This is a genomic window from Micromonospora sp. CNZ309 (genome assembly GCF_002846525.1).
On sequence record NZ_PJNG01000001.1, the window covers coordinates 3,374,714 to 3,392,641 of the forward strand.

16 protein-coding genes are annotated in these 17,928 nt (G+C 74.3%); 6 read left to right on the forward strand and 10 right to left on the reverse strand.

Features of this window, described 5'->3' with window-relative positions:
* Positions 1-61 precede the first annotated feature (61 nt).
* Positions 62-979, reverse strand: a complete 918-nt coding sequence (locus CLT72_RS13645) for a Vgb family protein (protein ID WP_101412089.1) — start codon at positions 977-979, stop codon at positions 62-64.
* Between the two features lie 208 nt (positions 980-1,187).
* On the opposite strand from CLT72_RS13645, the gene CLT72_RS13650 reads away from it, so the two are divergent.
* Positions 1,188-1,664 (forward strand): hypothetical protein, encoded by a 477-nt coding sequence (locus CLT72_RS13650; RefSeq protein ID WP_101412091.1) that lies wholly within the window; start codon positions 1,188-1,190, stop codon positions 1,662-1,664.
* A gap of 57 nt (positions 1,665-1,721) precedes the next feature.
* Here the strand turns inward: CLT72_RS13650 and CLT72_RS13655 are convergent, their stop codons facing one another.
* The 5 genes from CLT72_RS13655 to glnA form a co-directional block, all read right to left on the reverse strand.
* Positions 1,722-2,099 (reverse strand): VOC family protein, encoded by a 378-nt coding sequence (locus CLT72_RS13655; RefSeq protein WP_101412093.1) that lies wholly within the window; start codon positions 2,097-2,099, stop codon positions 1,722-1,724.
* Positions 2,100-2,141: 42 nt separating this feature from the next.
* Positions 2,142-5,534, reverse strand: coding sequence for an NACHT domain-containing protein (locus CLT72_RS13660; protein ID WP_101412095.1), 3,393 nt, complete (start codon positions 5,532-5,534; stop codon positions 2,142-2,144).
* A 71-nt stretch (positions 5,535-5,605) separates the two neighbouring features.
* The gene (locus CLT72_RS13665) at positions 5,606-6,301 is read right to left on the reverse strand and encodes a helix-turn-helix transcriptional regulator (RefSeq protein WP_101412097.1); all 696 of its coding nucleotides are present in this window, start codon (positions 6,299-6,301) and stop codon (positions 5,606-5,608) included.
* 36 nt (positions 6,302-6,337) lie between these two features.
* Positions 6,338-6,763 carry a DUF350 domain-containing protein gene (locus CLT72_RS13670; RefSeq protein ID WP_101412099.1) on the reverse strand — a complete coding sequence of 142 codons (426 nt, stop codon included), beginning with the start codon at positions 6,761-6,763 and terminating at the stop codon, positions 6,338-6,340.
* Positions 6,764-6,852: 89 nt separating this feature from the next.
* Positions 6,853-8,202, reverse strand: coding sequence for a type I glutamate--ammonia ligase (gene glnA, locus CLT72_RS13675; protein WP_101412101.1), 1,350 nt, complete (start codon positions 8,200-8,202; stop codon positions 6,853-6,855).
* 188 nt (positions 8,203-8,390) lie between these two features.
* Here glnA and CLT72_RS13680 point away from each other — a divergent pair, with 188 nt between their 5' ends.
* Together CLT72_RS13680 and panB are read left to right on the forward strand one after the other, a co-directional pair.
* Complete coding sequence (locus CLT72_RS13680; RefSeq protein WP_101412103.1) at positions 8,391-10,151, forward strand: NAD+ synthase; 1,761 nt, start codon at positions 8,391-8,393, stop codon at positions 10,149-10,151.
* Between the two features lie 135 nt (positions 10,152-10,286).
* Positions 10,287-11,132, forward strand: coding sequence for a 3-methyl-2-oxobutanoate hydroxymethyltransferase (gene panB, locus CLT72_RS13685; RefSeq protein WP_101412105.1), 846 nt, complete (start codon positions 10,287-10,289; stop codon positions 11,130-11,132).
* Positions 11,133-11,244: 112 nt separating this feature from the next.
* Here the strand turns inward: panB and npdG are convergent, their stop codons facing one another.
* Complete coding sequence (npdG, locus tag CLT72_RS13690; protein ID WP_101412107.1) at positions 11,245-11,943, reverse strand: NADPH-dependent F420 reductase; 699 nt, start codon at positions 11,941-11,943, stop codon at positions 11,245-11,247.
* A 182-nt stretch (positions 11,944-12,125) separates the two neighbouring features.
* A complete protein-coding gene (locus tag CLT72_RS13695) occupies positions 12,126-13,559 on the reverse strand; it encodes an RNB domain-containing ribonuclease (RefSeq protein ID WP_101412109.1) in 1,434 nt (477 codons plus the stop codon).
* Positions 13,560-13,633: 74 nt separating this feature from the next.
* On the opposite strand from CLT72_RS13695, the gene CLT72_RS31930 reads away from it, so the two are divergent.
* The 3 genes from CLT72_RS31930 to CLT72_RS13715 all read left to right on the forward strand — a co-directional run bounded on the left by CLT72_RS31930 (position 13,634) and on the right by CLT72_RS13715 (position 16,440).
* The gene (locus CLT72_RS31930) at positions 13,634-14,692 is read left to right on the forward strand and encodes a hypothetical protein (protein WP_158242028.1); all 1,059 of its coding nucleotides are present in this window, start codon (positions 13,634-13,636) and stop codon (positions 14,690-14,692) included.
* A gap of 361 nt (positions 14,693-15,053) precedes the next feature.
* On the forward strand, positions 15,054-15,551 hold the full coding sequence (locus CLT72_RS13710; RefSeq protein ID WP_101412111.1) for an NUDIX hydrolase: 498 nt from the start codon (positions 15,054-15,056) through the stop codon (positions 15,549-15,551).
* The gene (locus CLT72_RS13715) at positions 15,544-16,440 is read left to right on the forward strand and encodes a nucleotidyltransferase (protein ID WP_101412112.1); all 897 of its coding nucleotides are present in this window, start codon (positions 15,544-15,546) and stop codon (positions 16,438-16,440) included. Before CLT72_RS13710 ends, CLT72_RS13715 begins: the two co-directional genes overlap by 8 nt.
* On the opposite strand, the gene CLT72_RS13720 is transcribed toward CLT72_RS13715, so the two are convergent.
* Both CLT72_RS13720 and CLT72_RS13725 read right to left on the reverse strand, forming a co-directional pair.
* On the reverse strand, positions 16,430-17,296 hold the full coding sequence (locus CLT72_RS13720) for an AraC family transcriptional regulator (RefSeq protein WP_088999097.1): 867 nt from the start codon (positions 17,294-17,296) through the stop codon (positions 16,430-16,432). The two genes, CLT72_RS13715 and CLT72_RS13720, sit on opposite strands and share 11 nt — an antisense overlap.
* 168 nt (positions 17,297-17,464) lie before the next feature.
* Positions 17,465-17,926, reverse strand: a complete 462-nt coding sequence (locus tag CLT72_RS13725; protein ID WP_101412114.1) for a hypothetical protein — start codon at positions 17,924-17,926, stop codon at positions 17,465-17,467.
* Positions 17,927-17,928 lie beyond the last annotated feature (2 nt).

Genomic DNA, 17,928 nt, shown 5'->3' on the forward strand with positions numbered 1-17,928 from the left:
CCCGAGTCGATCATGGGGTTAGCGGCAGCGGTACCGACATGCCACACCGCCAACCTCATGATCACCGGGGGTCAGGGTCCCCGAGGGGGGCAGGGTCAGGGGTCAGGTGGGCCAGGGCGCCGGTCTCCAGGGCGACCCAGACCGTGGCGTCGGGGGCGACCGTGAGGCCGTGGGGCTCGGAGGCCGGGGTCGGCAGGTCGTGGGTGGTGATCGTGCCGTCCGGGGTGACGTGGCCGATGCGGTTGCCGCCCCACTCCGTGTACCAGCAGCCGCCGGCCGGGTCGGCGACGATCGCGTGCGGCCGGGCGGACCGGTCCGGCAGCGGGTACTCGGTGATCCGCCCGTCCGGGGTGATCCGGCCGAGCTGACCGGCGCCGATCTCGACGAACCAGAGCGCCCCGTCGACGCCGGCGGTGATGCCCACCGGCGCGGCCCCCTCGGTCGGCAGCGCGTGCAGGGTCACCTCGCCGGCCATGTCGATCCGGCCCACCGCGTTCGCCTGGTTGAGCGTGAACCAGACGGCCTCGTCGGGCCCGGCGGCGACCATCGAGGCGAAGGCGCCGCGCACCGGCAGCGGGAACCGCGTCCGCTCCCCGTCGACGGTGACCCGACCGATCGCGTCGGCGTTCATCGCCGCGTACCAGAGGGCCCCGTCAGGCCCGGCGGCGATGCCGCAGGGGCCGGTTCCGGCCGGTAGCTCGACGGCGCTCAGCTCGCCGCCGGTGGTGATCCGGCCGATCCGGTCGTCGCCGGAACGGGTGAACCAGAGGGCGCCGTCGGGGCCCGGCGTGATGATCAACGGTCGGCTGTCGGGCGCCACCGACCAGGTGCGCAGATCGCCGTCCGCACCCACCCGGGCGATTCCGCCCGCGTGGACCAGCGTCAGCCACAGCGCGCCGTCGGGGCCGACCGTGATGCCGTACGGGCCGGTGCCGGCCCCGGTCAGGGGGACTTCCCGGATCTTCGCGGACGTCGTCAAGGGGGTCACCTTCCGTCACCTGCTCCGCCCCGACGGGGGCCCTACCGACCGCACACCCTTGCCGCCCCCGCGCGCCCGTGCAACCCGTTTGTCCGGTCGCGCCGCCGGATTGCCAGCTCGCTGACAGGGTCGCCACGGCTCCCGCCCAGCCCAGCTGGTCACTGTCGGTGAGGTCATCGCACCACCCATCGACGAGCTGGAGGACGACATGTCCCGCACCATGAGGAAGAAGCACCTGCTGGCCGGGCTGGCCGCGGCGGGCGTACTCGGCGTGGGCCTCGCCGCCCCGACGGTCGCGTTCGCCGCCGACGGTGCCACCCCGACGCCGAGCGCCAGCACCGGCGCCGCCGAGAACGGCGACCGCCAGCAGCAGCGGGCGGACCGGCAGGCGGAGTTCGCCGAGAAGCTGGCCGCGGAGCTGGGCGTCGACACCGACAAGGTGACGGCCGCGCTGGAGAAGCTGCGCGAGGAGCACAAGCCCGCCGACCGGCCCGGGAAGGGCGACCGGCCCGGCAAGGGCGACTCCGCCGACCGGCAGGCCGCGATGAAGGAGCGCCTGGCGCAGGCCGTCGAGGACGGCAAGCTCACCCAGGAGCAGGCCGACGCCGTCACCGCCGCCGCCGAGGCGGGCGTCCTGCCCGGCCCGGGCGGCCGGGGCGGGCACGGCGGACCGGCCGGCAAGTGACGTACGCCGTCCGTCCCGGCGACCGGCCGGGGCGGACGGCGACCCGGCCGGGTCTGCTCAGGCCTGCGGCGGCGGGGCGTAGACGCCGAAGTGGTTGCCGACCGGGTCGGCCAGGTGGGCGAAGGTGAGCCCGTTGTCGTTGGACCTCGGCGGCACCAGCACCTTGCCGCCCGCCGCCTCCGCCCGCCGGACGGCGTCGGCCACGTCGGCCACCTGCACGTAGAAGATGGCGTAGTTCGGGCTCGTCCCGCCGGTGTCCCGGACCGCGCCCTGGATGGATCCCTCCGGTCCCGGCTCCGTCACCCGGTACGACGCCTCCGGCGTCCCCTGCTCGCCGAACGCCCAGCCGAACAGGTCGGTGTAGAAGCGCCCGGTCTCCTCCGGCCGGTCCGTGCCGACCTCGAACCAGTTGACCCCGCTGGTGATCGTGGACATGTGTCGCCTCCCGTTCGCGCGCCGGCCGTTCGGCCGGCGCCGTCAGGAGTCAGCCTCCGCCCCGTCCGCGACACCGTCCTGTCGGTGTTTGCGACCAGACCGCTCCTCGGACGGGGCGGTGAGCGGAATCAACCGGTCGACCAGGTCGGGGCGACGCGATCCGTGGCGGGCGCGGAAACTCGCCGCTTCGGCCACCGACACCGGATACCGCCGCACACCCGCCTCGTACGTGCGGGCGACCAACTCGGCGGTGTCGGTGTCGAGCCAGTCGAGCGGAGCGCCGCCAGCGCCGGCAAACCACCGTGCGCCGGCGATCAGGCGGTCGGCCTGCTCAACCAGCCTGTCGTCGGTCTCGCGGTCGCGGCCGAGGAAGGTAAGGACGCAGCGGGCGGCCGACGCCAGCAGGGAGCCGACGAGCGTCACGTCCTGTTGGAGAAGACACAGCACATCGGCGACGAACGCGGCGGACAACCCGGGGTCGGTCGAGATCCGGTCCAGCACGAACTCCGCCACCGGCAGTTGCGGTGTCTCGTCCGGCTCCTCCACGATGGCCAGCAGGCGTCGGTAGGCCCGCTCCCGCTCCCGAGCCCCCGCGCCGAGGATCGGGAGAAGCGACACGTCGAGCAGGAGCCGGGCTTCCGACCGGTCGCCGTCCGGGAAGGTCCAGAAGCCGCCGAGCGCGTCGAGCGGATGGCCCAGCGGTCCCAGCGCGTGCAGCGCCGTGTCGAGATTCGGGTCGCACTCGAAGTGCGCGGTCCGAGCGAACAGGGCGAAGTCAGTTCCGGTCGTCAGGTAGTAGCTCGCCGCGTCCTCCTCCGAATGGCTGTCGTCCCTGGAGCCGGTGACGAACCAACCGGGGTCGCCCGCCGGCGGCGGCGACTCGTCCCGACCTTCTCCGATGCGGAGGAGCAGCTCCCGTCGCGTTCCCGTCCACGCCCGCTCGACCCGCACGACGCCCAACAGGCCGGCGTACTCGCTGTCGCTGAGCTGGGAACGCCAGAAGAGAGCCAGTCGGTTCCACCCGGACGCCACGTCGCCGCTGTCCGGGTGGAGTTCGCTCGCCCGCAGTTGCCCGCGCGCGGCGAGCAGCAGCACGAGCAGGTTCACGCCGTACACCGCGTGGCGTGCCGGAACCGACAACTGCCGAGGCTCGTACGACTCGAAGCGGCGAGCCGGTCGCCGGCCGGTCGCCGCCCGGAACAGGCGCAGCAGCAGGTCGACGACGGCGTCCCGCCGGCTTTCGCCCCACGACGTCAGGATCTCGGTGAGGAAGGTGACGATCGGGGTGCGTCCGGTCAGTGTCGCGAAGGACAGCAGGGCGTGCAGCGGATCGTCGTCCGTCGGCGTGGCCCCCAGCAGGGCGCTCGCCTCCCGGGCCGCCAGGTCGTCCAGCACCACCGCGGTCGTCCGGGCGATCAGGAACTCACCGAAGGTGGCGTGCAGGAACTCGTAGGTGCTGGCCCGGCTCTCGTCTCGCATTGCCTGTGAGCGGTGCACGAAGAAGAAGCGGCCCAGGACGATCTCGGCAGGTCGCAGCGGGGTACGCAGGTGTCCGTCGGTCGCGACGGCCGCCGGACGGCTGCCCAGGAACGGCAGCGCGGCGAGATCCGACTCGAAGCCGTTCTCGGTGACCCACTGGACGCCCCGGTTGAACATGCCGAACGCCACGATCGACAACCTGCGCAGCTCGTCCTCCGTCGCCCGGTCCAGGTCCCGCTCGGACAGGCCCGGCCGGTGCTTCATGACCTCGCGGCGGGCGAAGCTGCGCAGCAGGCGCTCGTACAGCTCGCCCCGGCCCAGCTCGCCGGCCGATCGCAGGTCGTTGCCCTCGGCGTCGTAGAGCGCCAGCATCAGCAGCAACAGCGGCTGTTCGGCCAGCTCACGATGGGCCAGCACCGTCGCCGGCTCCAGCGGCTGCACGCCGAGCGCGCGGAACGCCCCGGCGTTGACCCGGTTCCAGGTGGCGGTCCAGGCCCGTACCCGCTCGCCGTCGAACGGCTCCAGCCGCACCGCCACCGTGCCGGGCGGCGGCTGCGCCCGGTCGGCGACGCTGGTGCGGCTGGTCACCAGCACCGCCACCGGCCGCCCCTGGTCGGCCTCGCGCCGTTGGAAGGCCGCCACCCGGCGCAGGTAGTCGGTCTGGCTGACCCCGGTGGCCTGGAGCAACTCGTCGAAGCCGTCGAGCAGCACGACCGGCAGGGCGTCACCGGCCGACCTGGACAGGGCGGGCCAGTCCACCCGCTCCCCGGTGTCGTCACGGACCGCCTGCTCGATCTGGTCCTGGAGCTCCCCGGCGGCGTGGACGTCTCGCAGCACCACCCGCACCACCATGAAGTCGGCGGCCGGCAGCTGCGCGGCGAGGACCCGGGTCAGCACGGACTTGCCGGAGCCCGGCTGGCCGAGCACCAGCAGCGGGGCGCGGGTGGCGTTCGGCGAGGTGAGGTGCACGACCAGGGACTGCCACAGGTCGTCACGCAGCCTCCGCCCGTCCCACCACGCCTCGTCGCTCGGTCGCGCGTGGGCGGGCAACTCCTCGATCCGACACAGCGGCGGCACGTACGCCTGGCCGAGCGTCGGCACCGTGAGCCCGGTCGGCACGTCCCCGGACGAGATGATGGGCCGTCCCAACTCCGCGGTGTACGCCGTGGCGAGCGCCGCCCGGCGGTCGTCGGGCGGGCGTCCCGTGGAGACGGCGAGAAGGGTCCGCCGCATCTCGTCCAGCCCCACCGAGAGGGCATGGACCTGCGTCCGGGTCGCCTCGTGCTCGTGCAGGCCGACCCAGAACGACACCTCGACGAAGTCCACCGCGAGCTGGGTCAGCAGATCGCGGTGCCGGTCGACGGCGGCGCGGGGCAGCCCGAGCAGCCCCTCCTCCGTCGCCTGTCGCCGCCATCCGTCGGCGACCTCCCACACGGCCAGGCCGCGCAGGAGGTGCAGCAGCCGGCCGACGAGGCCGTCGTAGTAGGCGCCCAGGGCATGACGGAACGCGGGATAGGGAAGTTGCGGACCGGGCAGCGGCGCCGCGGTGGCGAAGAACGCGTCGGTGAGGGCCGCCTCGTGCACCGCTCCTGAGCCGGCCAACGACAACTGCTCGGCCTTGCTGATCCGGGCGCTCGCCACGTCGAAGGGCAGGTCGATCTCGCTCAGCACCTCGAAGAAGGCGGTGACCGCGATCACCGCGTGCGCCGCCTCCAGGCGCTGCGTGCGGCCGTACCGGGACAGCCCGGAGCGCTTCTCGGACACGGCGCGCACCAGTTCGTGGCCGAGCCGGACGAACTCCGCCTTCGCGTCGAAGATGCCCAACGCGTCCGGCGCGCCGGCTGCGGAGGCGCCGAGCAGCGACCAACCGGTCAGCTTGTCGAACCAGTCGACGACCCTGCTCTTCTCCCCGCCGAGCAGGCGTACGGCGTCGGCGTAGCTGAGCGCGTCGGGCACGTGGCGACCTCCTGCGGGAACATGCGGAAGGGACAGCATGCCGTGCACGGCAGGGCCGCGCTGTCCCATGCTCAGACCAGGCTGAGCCGGCGGACCCGCTCCGTGGGGATGTCGAGGTCGTCGGCGGCCAGCTCGCGTTCCGGCACCCGCTCCGCCAGCGTCGTGACCGAAGTGATCCGGTCTGTGCGGAAGGCGCGGATGCCGTCGCGCAGCCGGCACCAGCCCAGCAGGTACCAGTGCCGGGGGTTGCCCAGGTAGCCCAGCGGCTCCACGTCGCGCAGCGAGCCGGCGCCCGCGCGGTCGGCGTAGCGGATGCGCAGCACACGGCGCGCGCGCACCGCGTCGGCGACGGCGGCCGGGACGGGCGCCACCGGCCCGTCGCCGATCAGGTGCACCCGGGCGGCGAGCCGGTGCGCCTCGGCGGCGTCGGCGGCGGGCATCACGGAGATCAGCTTGCGCAGGGCGGAGCCGGCCGCGGCGGCGAACGGCGTGCCGCGCATCCGGTGCAACGCCACCGCCATGGCGACCGCCTCGACGGGGGTGAGGTTGACCGGTGGCAGGGTGCGGGCCCGGTCGAGCGCGTAGCCGCCGGTGCGGCCCGGCTCGGCCCAGATCGGCACTCCCGATTCCTGGAGGGCGCCGATGTCACGCTCGATCGTGCGGGTGCTCACCTCGAAGCGGTCGGCGAGCCAGCGGGCGCTGCGCGGCCGTGGCGACACGGCGCGCAGCTCCTCGACCAGGGCGTAGAGACGGTCCGTCCGGTTCACCCCCGCAACCTACGACGGGGGTGTGACGGGAGCGGCTCAGGCGATGCAGGCGCAGACGATCAGCGCGGCGCCGAAGTGCGTGGCGGCGCTGACCCGGGCCGCCGGGTGCGGCTCGTCCGAGCAGATGATCTCGCCGAGCTTGCCCGGGGTGAGCAGGTCCAGCACGAAGAACGCCAGTGCCATGATGGCCAGACCGACCAGGCCGAAGACCACCGTCGAGGCGAGGCCCTTGGCGAAGTCGCTGTAGCTGGTCAGGATCGCGGTGAACACGATGCCGGCGATGCCGAGCTGGTTGGCGGCGAGCAGCAGCGCGGCGTTGCCGTTGCGGCGTACCCAGATCAGCTCCCGCAGCCGGCCCGGAGTGAGCATGTCGACCAGCCCGAACCCGGCCGCCATCAGGGCCACCCCGACGACCCCGAACACCACGCTCTGCCATGCTCCGCTGAGCAGGTCTTCCAGCACCGACTGCCTCCCGAACTCTGCGCCCGGCGGGGATGCCGGCGCGGTGACCGAGACGATAGCGGCACCGCGCCAGCACGGCAGCCCTCGCCCTACAGCGACAGGTAGCGCTGCCGCTCGTAGGGGGTGACCTCGCGGCGGTACTGCTCCCACTCGGCCCGCTTGTTGCGCAGGAAGAAGTCGAAGACGTGCTCGCCGAGCACCTCGGCGACCAGCTCGGAGCCGGCCATCACGTCGATCGCCTCGGCGAGGTTCTCCGGCAGCGGCTCGTAGCCCATCGCCCGGCGCTCGGCGCTGGTCAGCGACCACACGTCGTCCTCCGCGCCCGGCGGCAGCTCGTAGCCCTCCTCGATGCCCTTCATCCCGGCGCCGAGCAGCACCGCGAAGGCCAGGTAGGGGTTCGCCGCCGAGTCCGGCGAGCGGACCTCCACCCGGGCCGAGTTCGGCTTGCCGTAGGCGGGGACCCGGACCAGCGCCGACCGGTTCAGGTGACCCCAGCAGACGTACGCGGGGCTCTCGGTCACCCGGTCCGGCAGCGCCTGCGGGAACAGCCGCTTGTAGGAGTTGACCCACTGGTTGGTGACGGCCGTGTACTCCCGGGCGTGCACCAGCAGCCCGGCGATGAACGCCCGGGCCACCTTGGACAGCTTCATCGGGTCGCCGGCGTCGTGGAACGCGTTGCGCTCCCCCTCGAACAGCGACAGGTGGGTGTGCATGCCGCTGCCCGGCTGGTCGGTGAACGGCTTCGGCATGAAGGTGGCCTGCACGCCGGTGGAGAGCGCCACCTCCTTGACCACGTGCCTGAAGGTCATGATGTTGTCGGCCGTGGTGAGCGCGTCGGCGTAGCGCAGGTCGATCTCCTGCTGGCCGGGGGCCACCTCGTGGTGGCTGAACTCCACGGAGATGCCGATCCGCTCCAGCGCCAGCACGCCCTGCCGGCGGAAGTCGCGGGCCACGGCGTGGGTGGTGTGCTCGAAGTAGCCGCCGGTGTCGACCGGGATCGGCACCGAGCCGTCCAGCGGGCCGTTCTCCAGCAGGAAGAACTCGATCTCGGGGTGGGTGTAGAAGGTGAAGCCCTTCTCGGCGGCCTTGGACAGCGCCCGGCGCAGCACGTGGCGCGGGTCGGCCCAGGACGGGCCGCCGTCGGGCAGCAGGATGTCGCAGAACATCCGGGCGCTCTCGCCGCTGGCCCCGCCCTCGAACGGGAAGACCTGGAAGGTGGTCGGGTCGGGCATGGCCACCATGTCGGACTCGAAGACCCGGGCGAAGCCCTCGATCGCCGAGCCGTCGAACCCGATGCCCTCCTCGAAGGCCGCCTCCAGCTCGGCGGGGGCCACCGACACGCTCTTGAGCGTGCCCAGCACGTCGGTGAACCACAGCCGGACGAACCGGATGTCCCGCTCTTCCAGCGTACGGAGGACGAACTCCTGCTGACGGTCCACTTCCACCCCTCGCGACACCGTTGCGCACCTGCGGCCGGGGCTGACCCGGCCTGACCGACCAGTGTCCACCCGCCTCGTTACGCCGACGTTACGCGACCGGCCGGCCGGCGTCCCGCCCTGTCCCGACGCTCGCGCCGTGGCTGGCCGCCCGCCGTGTCGGGTCCGGCCGGCTGGGGCAAGATGAGGACATGCCCACCCTGCGTCTCGCCCTGTGCCAGGTCAACCCGACCGTCGGCGACCTCGCCGGCAACTCCGGCCTGGTCCGTGACTGGACCCGCCGGGCCGCCGGCGCCGGCGCCCAGATCGTCGCGTTCCCGGAGATGGTGCTGACCGGCTATCCGGTCGAGGACCTGGTCTTCCGCCGGTCCTTCGTCGCCGCGTCGAAGGCCGCGCTGCAACGCCTCGCCGCCGATCTCGACGCCGACGGGCTGGGCGCGGTGGCGGTGCTGGTCGGTTACCTGGACGCCGACGGCCCGCCGCAGGTCAGCGGCGACGCCGAACCCGGGCGCGGGGCCCGCAACGCGGCTGCCCTGCTGCACCACGGCCGGATCGTCGCCACCTACTTCAAGCACCACCTGCCCAACTACGGCGTCTTCGACGAGGACCGCTACTTCCTGCCCGGCGACGCCCTGAGCGTCGTGCGCGTGGGCGGGGTGGACGTGGCGCTGACCATCTGCGAGGACCTGTGGCAGGCCGGCGGTCCGTTCGCCGCCGCCCGCCAGGCCGGCGTCGGCCTGGTCCTGTGCGTCAACGGCTCGCCGTACGAGCTGAACAAGGACGACGTCCGGCTGCCGCTGGTCCAGCGCCGGGCCGCCGAGGCCGGGGCGATGATCGCGTACGTCAACATGGTCGGCGGCCAGGACGAGCTGGTCTTCGAGGGCGACTCGATGATCGTGGCCGCCGACGGCGAACTGCTGGCGCGGGCCCCGCAGTTCGTCGAGCACCTGCTGGTGCACGACGTGGAGCTGCCCCCGGCCGGGGAGCCGGGCGCCCCGGAGCAGGTGCTGGCGGACGGGATGCGGGTGGTCCGCGCCGAGGCCGGCGACATCCCGCCCGCGCCCACCGGGCCCGCCGTCACCGGCGGGACGATCGCCCCGGTCGCCGACGAGGCCGAGGTGTGGCAGGCGCTCGTGCTGGGCCTGCGCGACTACGTCAACAAGAACCGGTTCCCCTCGGTGGTGCTGGGCCTCTCCGGTGGCATCGACTCGGCGGTGGTGGCCGCGTTGGCCGTCGACGCGCTCGGGCCCGACCGGGTGGTCGGCGTGTCGCTGCCCAGCCAGCACTCCTCCGAGCACAGCCGCGAGGACGCGGCCGACCTGGCGAAGCGGACCGGGCTGGACTACCGGGTCGAGCCGATCCAGCCGATGGTCGACACCTTCCTGGCGAACATGTCGCTCTCCGGGGTCTCCGTGGAGAACCTCCAGGCGCGGGTACGCGGGGTGATCCTGATGGCGCTGTCGAACCAGGAGGGGCACCTGGTGCTGACCACCGGCAACAAGAGCGAGCTGGCGGTCGGCTACTCCACCCTCTACGGCGACTCCGTCGGCGGCTTCAACCCGGTCAAGGACGTCTGGAAGACGCTGGTGTGGCGGCTGGCGAAGTGGCGCAACGCGGACGCCGCCCGCCGGGGCGACACCCCGCCGATCCCGGAGAACTCCATCGGCAAGCCGCCGAGCGCGGAGCTGAGCCCCGGCCAGCTCGACAGCGACACGCTGCCCGACTACGACGTGCTGGACCCGATCCTGATCGGCTACGTCGACGGCGACCTGGGCCGCGACGGGCTGGTCGCGTCCGGCCACGACCCGGCCATCGTCGACCGGGTGCTGCGGATGGTGGATACCGCCGAGTACAAGCGCCGCCAGTCCGCGCCGGGCGCGAAGATCTCGATGAAGGCCTTCGGGCGGGACCGGCGGCTGCCGATCACGAACCGGTGGCGCGAGGACGGCTGAGCCGGGTCGCTCCCGGGCCGGCGGCGGCCCGGGAGTGACATCCTCCACTGCGCTCTGCCGCCGGCCGGTCGTCGGGTGCGACGATCGCGGCGGAACCCGGGGACCGCGTACGCGGCCTCGAGGAAGGAGAGAGTCATGGTGGAGTCCACCCCGTCCGAGGTGACCGCCCTCTACGGCGGCCCGGCCACCCGGCGGGTACGCACCCGCGACCTGATCGCCGCCAAGGAACGCGGCGAGCGGTGGCCGATGCTCACCTCGTACGACCAGTACACCGCGTCGATCTTCGACCAGGCCGGCATCCCGGTGCTGCTGGTCGGCGACTCGGCGGCGAACAACGTCTTCGGCTACGAGACGACGGTGCCGGTGACCGCCGAGGAGTTGCTCCCGCTGGTCCGCGCGGTGGTCCGGGCGACCCGGCACGCGCTGGTCGTCGGGGACCTGCCGTTCGGCTCGTACGAGGAGGGCCCCACGCAGGCGCTGCGTACCGCCGTGCGGTTCATGAAGGAGGGCGGCTGCCACGCGGTGAAGCTGGAGGGCGGCCGGCGCTGCGCGGCGCAGATCGCCGCCATCACCGGCGCCGGCATCCCGGTGATGGCGCACGTCGGCTTCACCCCGCAGAGCGAGCACGCCATCGGCGGCTACCGGGTGCAGGGGCGCGGCGACGCGGCCGACGACGTGATCGCCGACGCCCGCGCGGTGGCCGAGGCGGGCGCGTTCGCCGTGGTGCTGGAGATGGTGCCGGGGCAGGTCGCCAAGCGGATCACGGCGGAGCTGCCGATCCCGACCGTGGGCATCGGCGCCGGCGCCGACACCGACGCGCAGGTGCTGGTCTGGCAGGACATGGCGGGCCTGCGTACCGGTAGGGCGCCGCGCTTCGTGAAGCGCTACGCCGACCTGGCGGGCGCCCTGACCGACGCGACCCGGCGCTTCGCCGACGAGGTGCGCGGCGGCGACTTCCCCGCCGAGGAACACACCTTCTGACCCGTTGGACGGGCGGTGCGACCCTGCGGGCCGCACCGCCCGCCGGGCCGGCCCACCACGCCCCGCTCGCAGTAGGCCCACCTCGCGCGGCGCGAGCGCGGGGCGGGTGTTGTCAGAGGTCGGTGACGCGGATGCCGGCGTGTGCCTTGTAGCGCTTGTTGATGGCGATCAGGTTGGCGGTGAACGCCTCGATCTGGTGGGCGTTGCGCAGCCGGCCGGCGTAGATGCCGCGCATGCCGGGGATCCGCGCGGCCAGCGCGGCGACCACGCCGACCAGCTCGCGGTCCTCGGTGCAGATCAGCACGTCGAGGTCGATCCGCTCGATCTCCGGGTCGGCCAGCAGCGGGGCGCTGACGTGGTTGAACGCGGCGCAGACCCGCGAGTCGGGCAGCAGCCCGGCGGCCTGCTGCACGGCGCTGCCCTCCGGCACGGCGAGGGCGTACGGGCCCTGCTTGTCGAAGCCGAGCGGGTTGACGCAGTCGACGACGATCTTGCCGGCGAGCGGCTCGGCGAGGGCGGCGACGGTGGCGGCGTGCCCGTCCCACGGCACCGCGATGATGACCACGTCGCTCCGCCGGGCCACCTCCTCGTTGCCGCCGCCGGCCACCGGCGCCCCGGCGGGCACGCCGGGCAGGGCCGCGATCTCCTGGGCCGACTGGACGGCCCGATCGGCGGTACGGGACCCGATCAGCACGGACTGGCCGGCCCGGGCGAACCGGTAGGCGAGGCCCCTCCCCTGGTCGCCGGTGCCGCCGATGATGCCGACGGTCAGCCCGGACACGTCGGGCAGCGTGCTCGCGTCGTAAGCCATGCCGCCATCCTCGCAAACCCGCAGGCCGGCGGCAGCCGCGGGCGCTGTGACAATCCCCGCTGCCGCAGCAGTGCCGGGCAGCCGCCATCGGCGGGAACCGGACCAGCCCGGCGGCCACCACGCGCCCGGGCGCAGCAGCCGCAGCGCGGCGTCGGCGCCGGGGGGCGAGCGGACCGGCGGGATCAGGCCAGTTCGAAGGCCACCGCGCGGGTGGCGGGGTCGGCGGTGACCAGCCGGACCCGGACCCGCTCACCGAGCGGCAGCTCGCCGAGGCAGCGGGCACGCACCGGCGGGTCGTCCAGCGCCACGGTGCCGCCGGGCCGGCGGCCCGGGCGGGCCTTGCCGTCCGGGGACGCGTCGACGTCCAGCACCGCCGCGTCGAAGGTCTCCCCCACCCGGTGCTGCAGCAGCACCGCCTCGGCCAACTCGATCGCGCCCCGGGTGGCCGCCGACGCCACCCGGTCGGTCGTGGCCATCACCTCCGGCAGCCGGGGCAGCGCCGCGCGGGCCCAGTCGGGCACCGCACGGCCCTCGTGCAGGGCCAGGCAGACCTCCGTGGCGTACCGGTCGGCCAGTCGCCGCAGCGGCGCCGTGACATGGGCGTACGCGGCCGCGACCCCGCCGTGCTCCCGCTGCTCGGGCGGCGCGCCGTCGAAGGCCGTGTACGCGGCGCCCCGCATCAGCTCGGCGGCCTGGTCGACGAAGGCGGCGGCCCGGGGTTGCGACGGGTCCAGTCCGGCGATGACCTCGCCGGGGCCGGCGCCGTCCGGCCAGTGCACGCCCAGCGGGGCGGCGGCGGCCCGCAGCCGCGCCACCGCCTCGGGCTTCGGTGCCGGCATCGTACGCAGCAGACCGATCCCCCCGGCCAGCATGATGTCGGCGGCGGCCATTCCGGTCAGCAGCGAGATCTGGGCGTTGTGCTCCTCCATCGGCACCGGCCCGCGCAGCACCAGTCGCCAGCCGTCGCCGTCGGCCTCCACGTCCTGCTCGGGCAGCGGCAGGTTGATGGCGCCCCGGCGCAGGCCACGGGCGGTGAGCAGGGCCCCGATCTCGGGCAGCAGGGCGATCGGGTCGGGTAGCCGGCCGGCGTCGGCGGCCGCCTGCACGCCGACGTAGTCCAGCTTGGCCCGGCTGCGGACCAGCGCGCGTTCCAGCGCGACCCCGACGGTGGCACCGTCGCCGTCCAGGTCGACGGTCCACACCACGGCGGCGCGGTCGACGTCCGGCAGGAGGCTCGCCGCACCCTCGCTGAGGGTCCCGGGGTGCAACGGCACGGTGCCGTCGGGCAGGTAGACGGTCTGCCCGCGCCGCCAGGTCTCCTCCTCCAGCGCCCCGCCGGGGCGAACGTGCGCGGCGACGTCGGCGATGGCGTACGTCACCCGGAAGCCGCCACCGGGGCGGCGGGCGAGGTGCATCGCCTGGTCGAGGTCGCGGGAGCCCTCGGGGTCGACGGTGACGAACGGGACCTCGGTGCGGTCGGCGGCGGGCCGGGGCGGCGTGGCCGCCGCGGCGTCGGCCTCGCCCTGCGCCGCGACCGGGAACCTGTCGGGCAGACCCAGTTCGCGGCGCAGCGCGCCGAAGTCGATGCGGGGTGCGAGTACGCGTCGGATCACCACGGGGTCAATCCTGACAGTGTGGCGGATGATCCGCTTCCCGGCGAGCGCCGCCCGTTCCGCGTCGCGGTCAGCCGGTGGCCCGGCGCGCGCTCGCCCGTACGCCCCGGGTGGCGGTGGCCCACGCCGGGGTCGCCGGGGCGGGTGCCTTGCGGGCGGTGACCTTCTTGGCCGGCGCCTTCGCGACGGTCGTCTGCTTCGCCGGGGCCTTCTTCGCCGCCGCCTTGCGGGTGGTCGCCGAGGAGGTCGCCGTGGCCTTCCTGGCAGGGGCCTTCGTCGCGGCGGCCTTGCGGGCGCCGCCGGTGGGCCGGGTGGTGGCCGTCTTCCTGGCCGGCGTCGTCTTCTTGGCGGTGGCCTTCTTCGCCGGGGCCTTCGCGGCGGTCGTGACCTTCCTCGCGGGGGCCTTCGCGGCGGTCGTGGCCCTCTTCGCGGGGGCCTTCGCCGCCGTGGTGGCCTTCTTCGTCGCCGACGCGACCTTGCTGGTGGTCCTGGCGGGGGCCTTCTTCGCCGGCGCGGTGGTCTTCCTCGCCGTGGTCGCGGCCTTCGTCGCCGCCTGCCGGGCGGGCGTCTTCGCCGACGTCGTCTTCTTCGCCGCAGTGCTCTTGGCCGCCGCCGTCGTCCGCTTCGCCGCGGCGGGGGCCTTCTTCGCGGCGTTGGTGGTCGCCTTCTTCGCCGCAGCCGTCGTCTTCTTCGCCGCTGTGGCGGTCCTGCCCGCCACCTTCTTCGCGGGCGCCTTCTTCGCGGGCGCCTTCTTCGCGGGCGCCTTCGCGGCGGTGGTCTTCTTCGCCGGGGCCCGCCCCGCACCGCCCGCCGCCTTCGTCGCGGGCGCCTTCTTCGCCGCCGTGGACGTGGCGGCCGGGCGCGCGGTCCGCGTCGTACCCGCGGTCCGCTCCGCCGCGGCGGTCTTCCTGGCGGTCGTGCGTCTGGCGGCCGGGCGGGTGGTGGCCTGCTGTGCTTCGGCCATCTCGGTTCCCTTCCTGGGGACGTGCTCTCGCGCTCGCGGAGCACCGCGTACCTCGGCGCGGGCCGTCCCGCGCCGCCTATCTGTCCTCCCCGGCCCAGCGGGCGTCCTCGGCCTCCCACGCTTCGTTGCGCTCCCGCACCGTCTGCAGGGCGTTCTCCGCGTCGGCGGCTGAGGCGTACGGCCCGAGAACGTGCCTGGCGGGGCACACGTCGGCATCGGTCTCGACCCGGTGGTGACGGGTGCACCAGTAGAAGTGCCCACCGTTTCCGCTGTCGCTCATGGGATCACTGTGCACCGCGAACCACCCGGCCGCCACCGGAACACCACAAGTCGCCGATGTTCTCCACAGTAGACGTGCTCCCGCCGGCAGGGGCTGGAACTGCGAAAACAGGGTCGCCCGGCGCCTGCCGGGCACCCCGGCGGCCCGCCTCGACGCCGAACCGACGAAGGGGTACGCGCGGGTGGCCCGGGAGATCAGCCTGTCGGGGTGACGCGGCCCGCTCCGCCGTCCCGGGGCCGGTTAGGGTCGCCGGATGGGCGTTCCGGACCACATCCTGCGGCTGCGCGAACGCGTCGGCCACGACCTGCTGCTGTTGCCCAGCGTGAGTGCGGTGGTGCGCAACGACGCCGGCGAGCTGCTGCTCGGCAGGCGCGCCGACGACGGGCGCTGGTCGGTGGTCAGCGGCATCGTCGAGCCGGGCGAGCAGCCGGCCACGGCGGTGGTGCGCGAGGTGCGGGAGGAGACGGGCCTGGAGGTCGAGCCGGTCCGGCTGAGCAGCGTCGTGTCGCACCCGCACACCTATCCCAACGGCGACCGCTGCGAGTTCTTCAACCTCGGCTTCCACTGCCGGCTGGTCGCGGGCACCGCCCGGGTCAACGACGACGAGTCGGTGGCCGTGGAGTGGTTCCACCCGGACCGGCTGCCCCCGCTGGACCGGCACGCCCGGCTGACCGTCGCGCACGCCCTCGGCGCGGAGCCGACCGCCTGGTTCCTGCCCGCCGGGACGGCCTGGGCCGAATCCGATGACTGACCTCGACCCGCCCCTGCGCCGCTACCTCACCGACCTGGTCGCCGCCGCCCGCGACGTCCTCGGCGACGACCTCGTCGGGGCGTACGCGGCCGGCTCGGTCGGGCTGGGCGCGTACCAGCCGGGGCGCAGCGACGTCGACGTCGCGCTGGTCTGCGCCGACGCCCTCGACCCCGGGCGCAGGCGGGAGCTGGTGGCGCGGCTGCGGCACGAGGCGCTGCCCTGCCCCGCGCGTGGGCTGGAGCTGGTCGTCTACCGGCGGGAGCTCGCCCGCTCCGGCACGCCGGAGCCCGGGTTCGAGGTCGAGCTGAACACCGGCGCGCGGATGCCGTTCCGGGCGACGTGGGCCGCCGCCGACCGGCCCGTCGAGGACGGTCTGTTCTGGTACGGCCTGGACCGCAGCATCCTGCACCAGAGCGGGTACGCCCTGCTCGGGCCGCCGGCGGCCGAGGCCTTCGCCGACCTCTCCCCCGCCGACCTGCGTCGCCTGCTGGCCGACGCGCTGCGGTGGTGGCTGGCGCTGCCGACCCCGCCCGGCGACGGTCCCGCCCCGGGAGCCGAGGACGCGGTGCTCGGCGCCTGCCGCTCCCTGGTCAGGGTCCGTCACGGCGTCTGGCTGTCGAAGGTCGACGCCGGCCGCCGGCTGGTCGCCGACGGCCGGCCGGCCGCCCCGACCGCCGCCGGGCAACCCGCCGACGCGACCGCTGACGGCGTGCCTGTCGGCGAGACCGCCGGCGAGGCCGGTGACGGCGAGGCTGTCGGCGCGACCGGTGACGGCGGGGCCGTGGACGTGATCGAACGGTCGATCGCGGCGCGGGCCGGCGGGCCCCCGCCGAGCGGGCCCGAGGCCCGCGCCTTCCAGCGCCGGGTGCTGGACGAGATCAGCCGGTGACGGGCTCCACCGGGATCCAGAGTTCCGCGTCGGCCTCCGTGCCGTCCGCCGACAGGCGGGTGCGGGAGATCTCCGGCCCCGGCCGGCTGCGGTACGGGTTGGACGGGAACCACTGGGTGAACACGTCGCGCCACAGGTACTGCACCGCCTGCGGGAACGCCCCGGAGGTCTCGAAGACCGCCCAGGCTCCCGCCGGCACGGCCAGCGCGTCCAGGTCCTCCGGCGCGTCCGCGCCCGTCACCACGCCGTACCAGTAGTCCAGCTCGGTGCCCTCCGCCCGACCGTCGGCCACGTTGGCGCTGACGTTGACGATGCCCTGCGGCTCCTGGTCGGACAGGGCCTCGATCCGGCGTACGGTCTCCGGGGGGATGCCCTTGACGAAGGCGACGATCGCCGGGTTCATCCCCTCGTGCACCAGCGGCACCCGGGCCTTGCGACCCACCAGCTGGAACCCGTCCTTCTGCACGATCCGGTATCGCATGCTGCTGCTCCCTTCGACGACGAGTCGGAAGGACATCCGGGGCTGGGAGCGCAGCGCCGCCCCCGTACGCCTGGCCTCGCCGGGGCCCACGCCGTGCACGGCGTGGAACGCCCGGGCGAACGCCTCGGTGGAGCCGTAGCCGTAGCGGACGGCGATGTCGAGCAGCGTCCGTCTCCCCGCGAGCACCTCCCCGCCGGCGACGGTGAGCCGCCGACGCCGGACGTACTCGGACAGGCCGACGCCCGCCAGCGCGGAGAAGAGCCGGCGGAAGTGGTACTCCGACGTCACCGCGATCCGCGCCAGCTCGGCCACCTCGATCTGCTGGTCGAGGTGCCGCTCGATGTGCTCCATGGCCTGGTTGAGCCGCTCCAGCACCCGGTTCTCCTTCCCTTTCCGATCAGCAACGCTAGGCGCGCGGGAGGGTGCCCGACCCGACATGCTGTGCCCGGATCGGTCGGTCCCGCCGCCCGTCCGGACGGGCCCTGCCGGGACTGATCGTGCCGGGTACGCCTGAGGGGCGACGTCGCTACGCGGCTCGAGGCCTCAGCGACGGCCGCACCAGGCACGGGCCGGCGAGGTGCGGACCAGGAGCCCGCTCGCCGCCAGCGCCAGTACCGCCAACAGCCCGCCCGCCAGCGCCGCGATGAGGGCCGGGTCGACCGGGGCCGTGATCAGCGACCCGAGGCGCGGTCCGAAGAACAGCATGATTCCGGCCCCGGTCAGGAACGCGAGGGCGACCGGCGCGGCGAACCTGTGCACCACCCGCCACGCCGTCGGGCCACCGCGCCAGAGCCCACGGAGCACGACTGCGACCGCCCCGGTGCAACAGACCAGGGCGACCCAGTTCCCGACGCCACCGACCGCGCCGAGCAGCGCGACGTCCACGGCGAGCGTGTACGCCCACCAGAACGCCAGCAGCAGCGTGCTCACGACGATGGCGGGCGGTCGTCGCAGCGGCTCCCGCCCATTGGGCAGCGCGCCGGGATCCAACGGCTCGTCGATCATCG

What these genes read in the sequence shown, in the direction of transcription:
- CLT72_RS13725 (WP_101412114.1), bottom strand. Translation starts at nt 17,926, where the DNA reads ATGATCGACGAGCCGTTGGATCCCGGCGCGCTGCCCAATGGGCGGGAG.
- CLT72_RS13710 (WP_101412111.1), top strand. Translation starts at nt 15,054, where the DNA reads ATGGGCGTTCCGGACCACATCCTGCGGCTGCGCGAACGCGTCGGCCAC.
- CLT72_RS13655 (WP_101412093.1), bottom strand. Translation starts at nt 2,099, where the DNA reads ATGTCCACGATCACCAGCGGGGTCAACTGGTTCGAGGTCGGCACGGAC.
- panB (WP_101412105.1), top strand. Translation starts at nt 10,287, where the DNA reads ATGGTGGAGTCCACCCCGTCCGAGGTGACCGCCCTCTACGGCGGCCCG.
- CLT72_RS13680 (WP_101412103.1), top strand. Translation starts at nt 8,391, where the DNA reads ATGCCCACCCTGCGTCTCGCCCTGTGCCAGGTCAACCCGACCGTCGGC.
- CLT72_RS13715 (WP_101412112.1), top strand. Translation starts at nt 15,544, where the DNA reads ATGACTGACCTCGACCCGCCCCTGCGCCGCTACCTCACCGACCTGGTC.
- CLT72_RS13650 (WP_101412091.1), top strand. Translation starts at nt 1,188, where the DNA reads ATGTCCCGCACCATGAGGAAGAAGCACCTGCTGGCCGGGCTGGCCGCG.
- npdG (WP_101412107.1), bottom strand. Translation starts at nt 11,943, where the DNA reads ATGGCTTACGACGCGAGCACGCTGCCCGACGTGTCCGGGCTGACCGTC.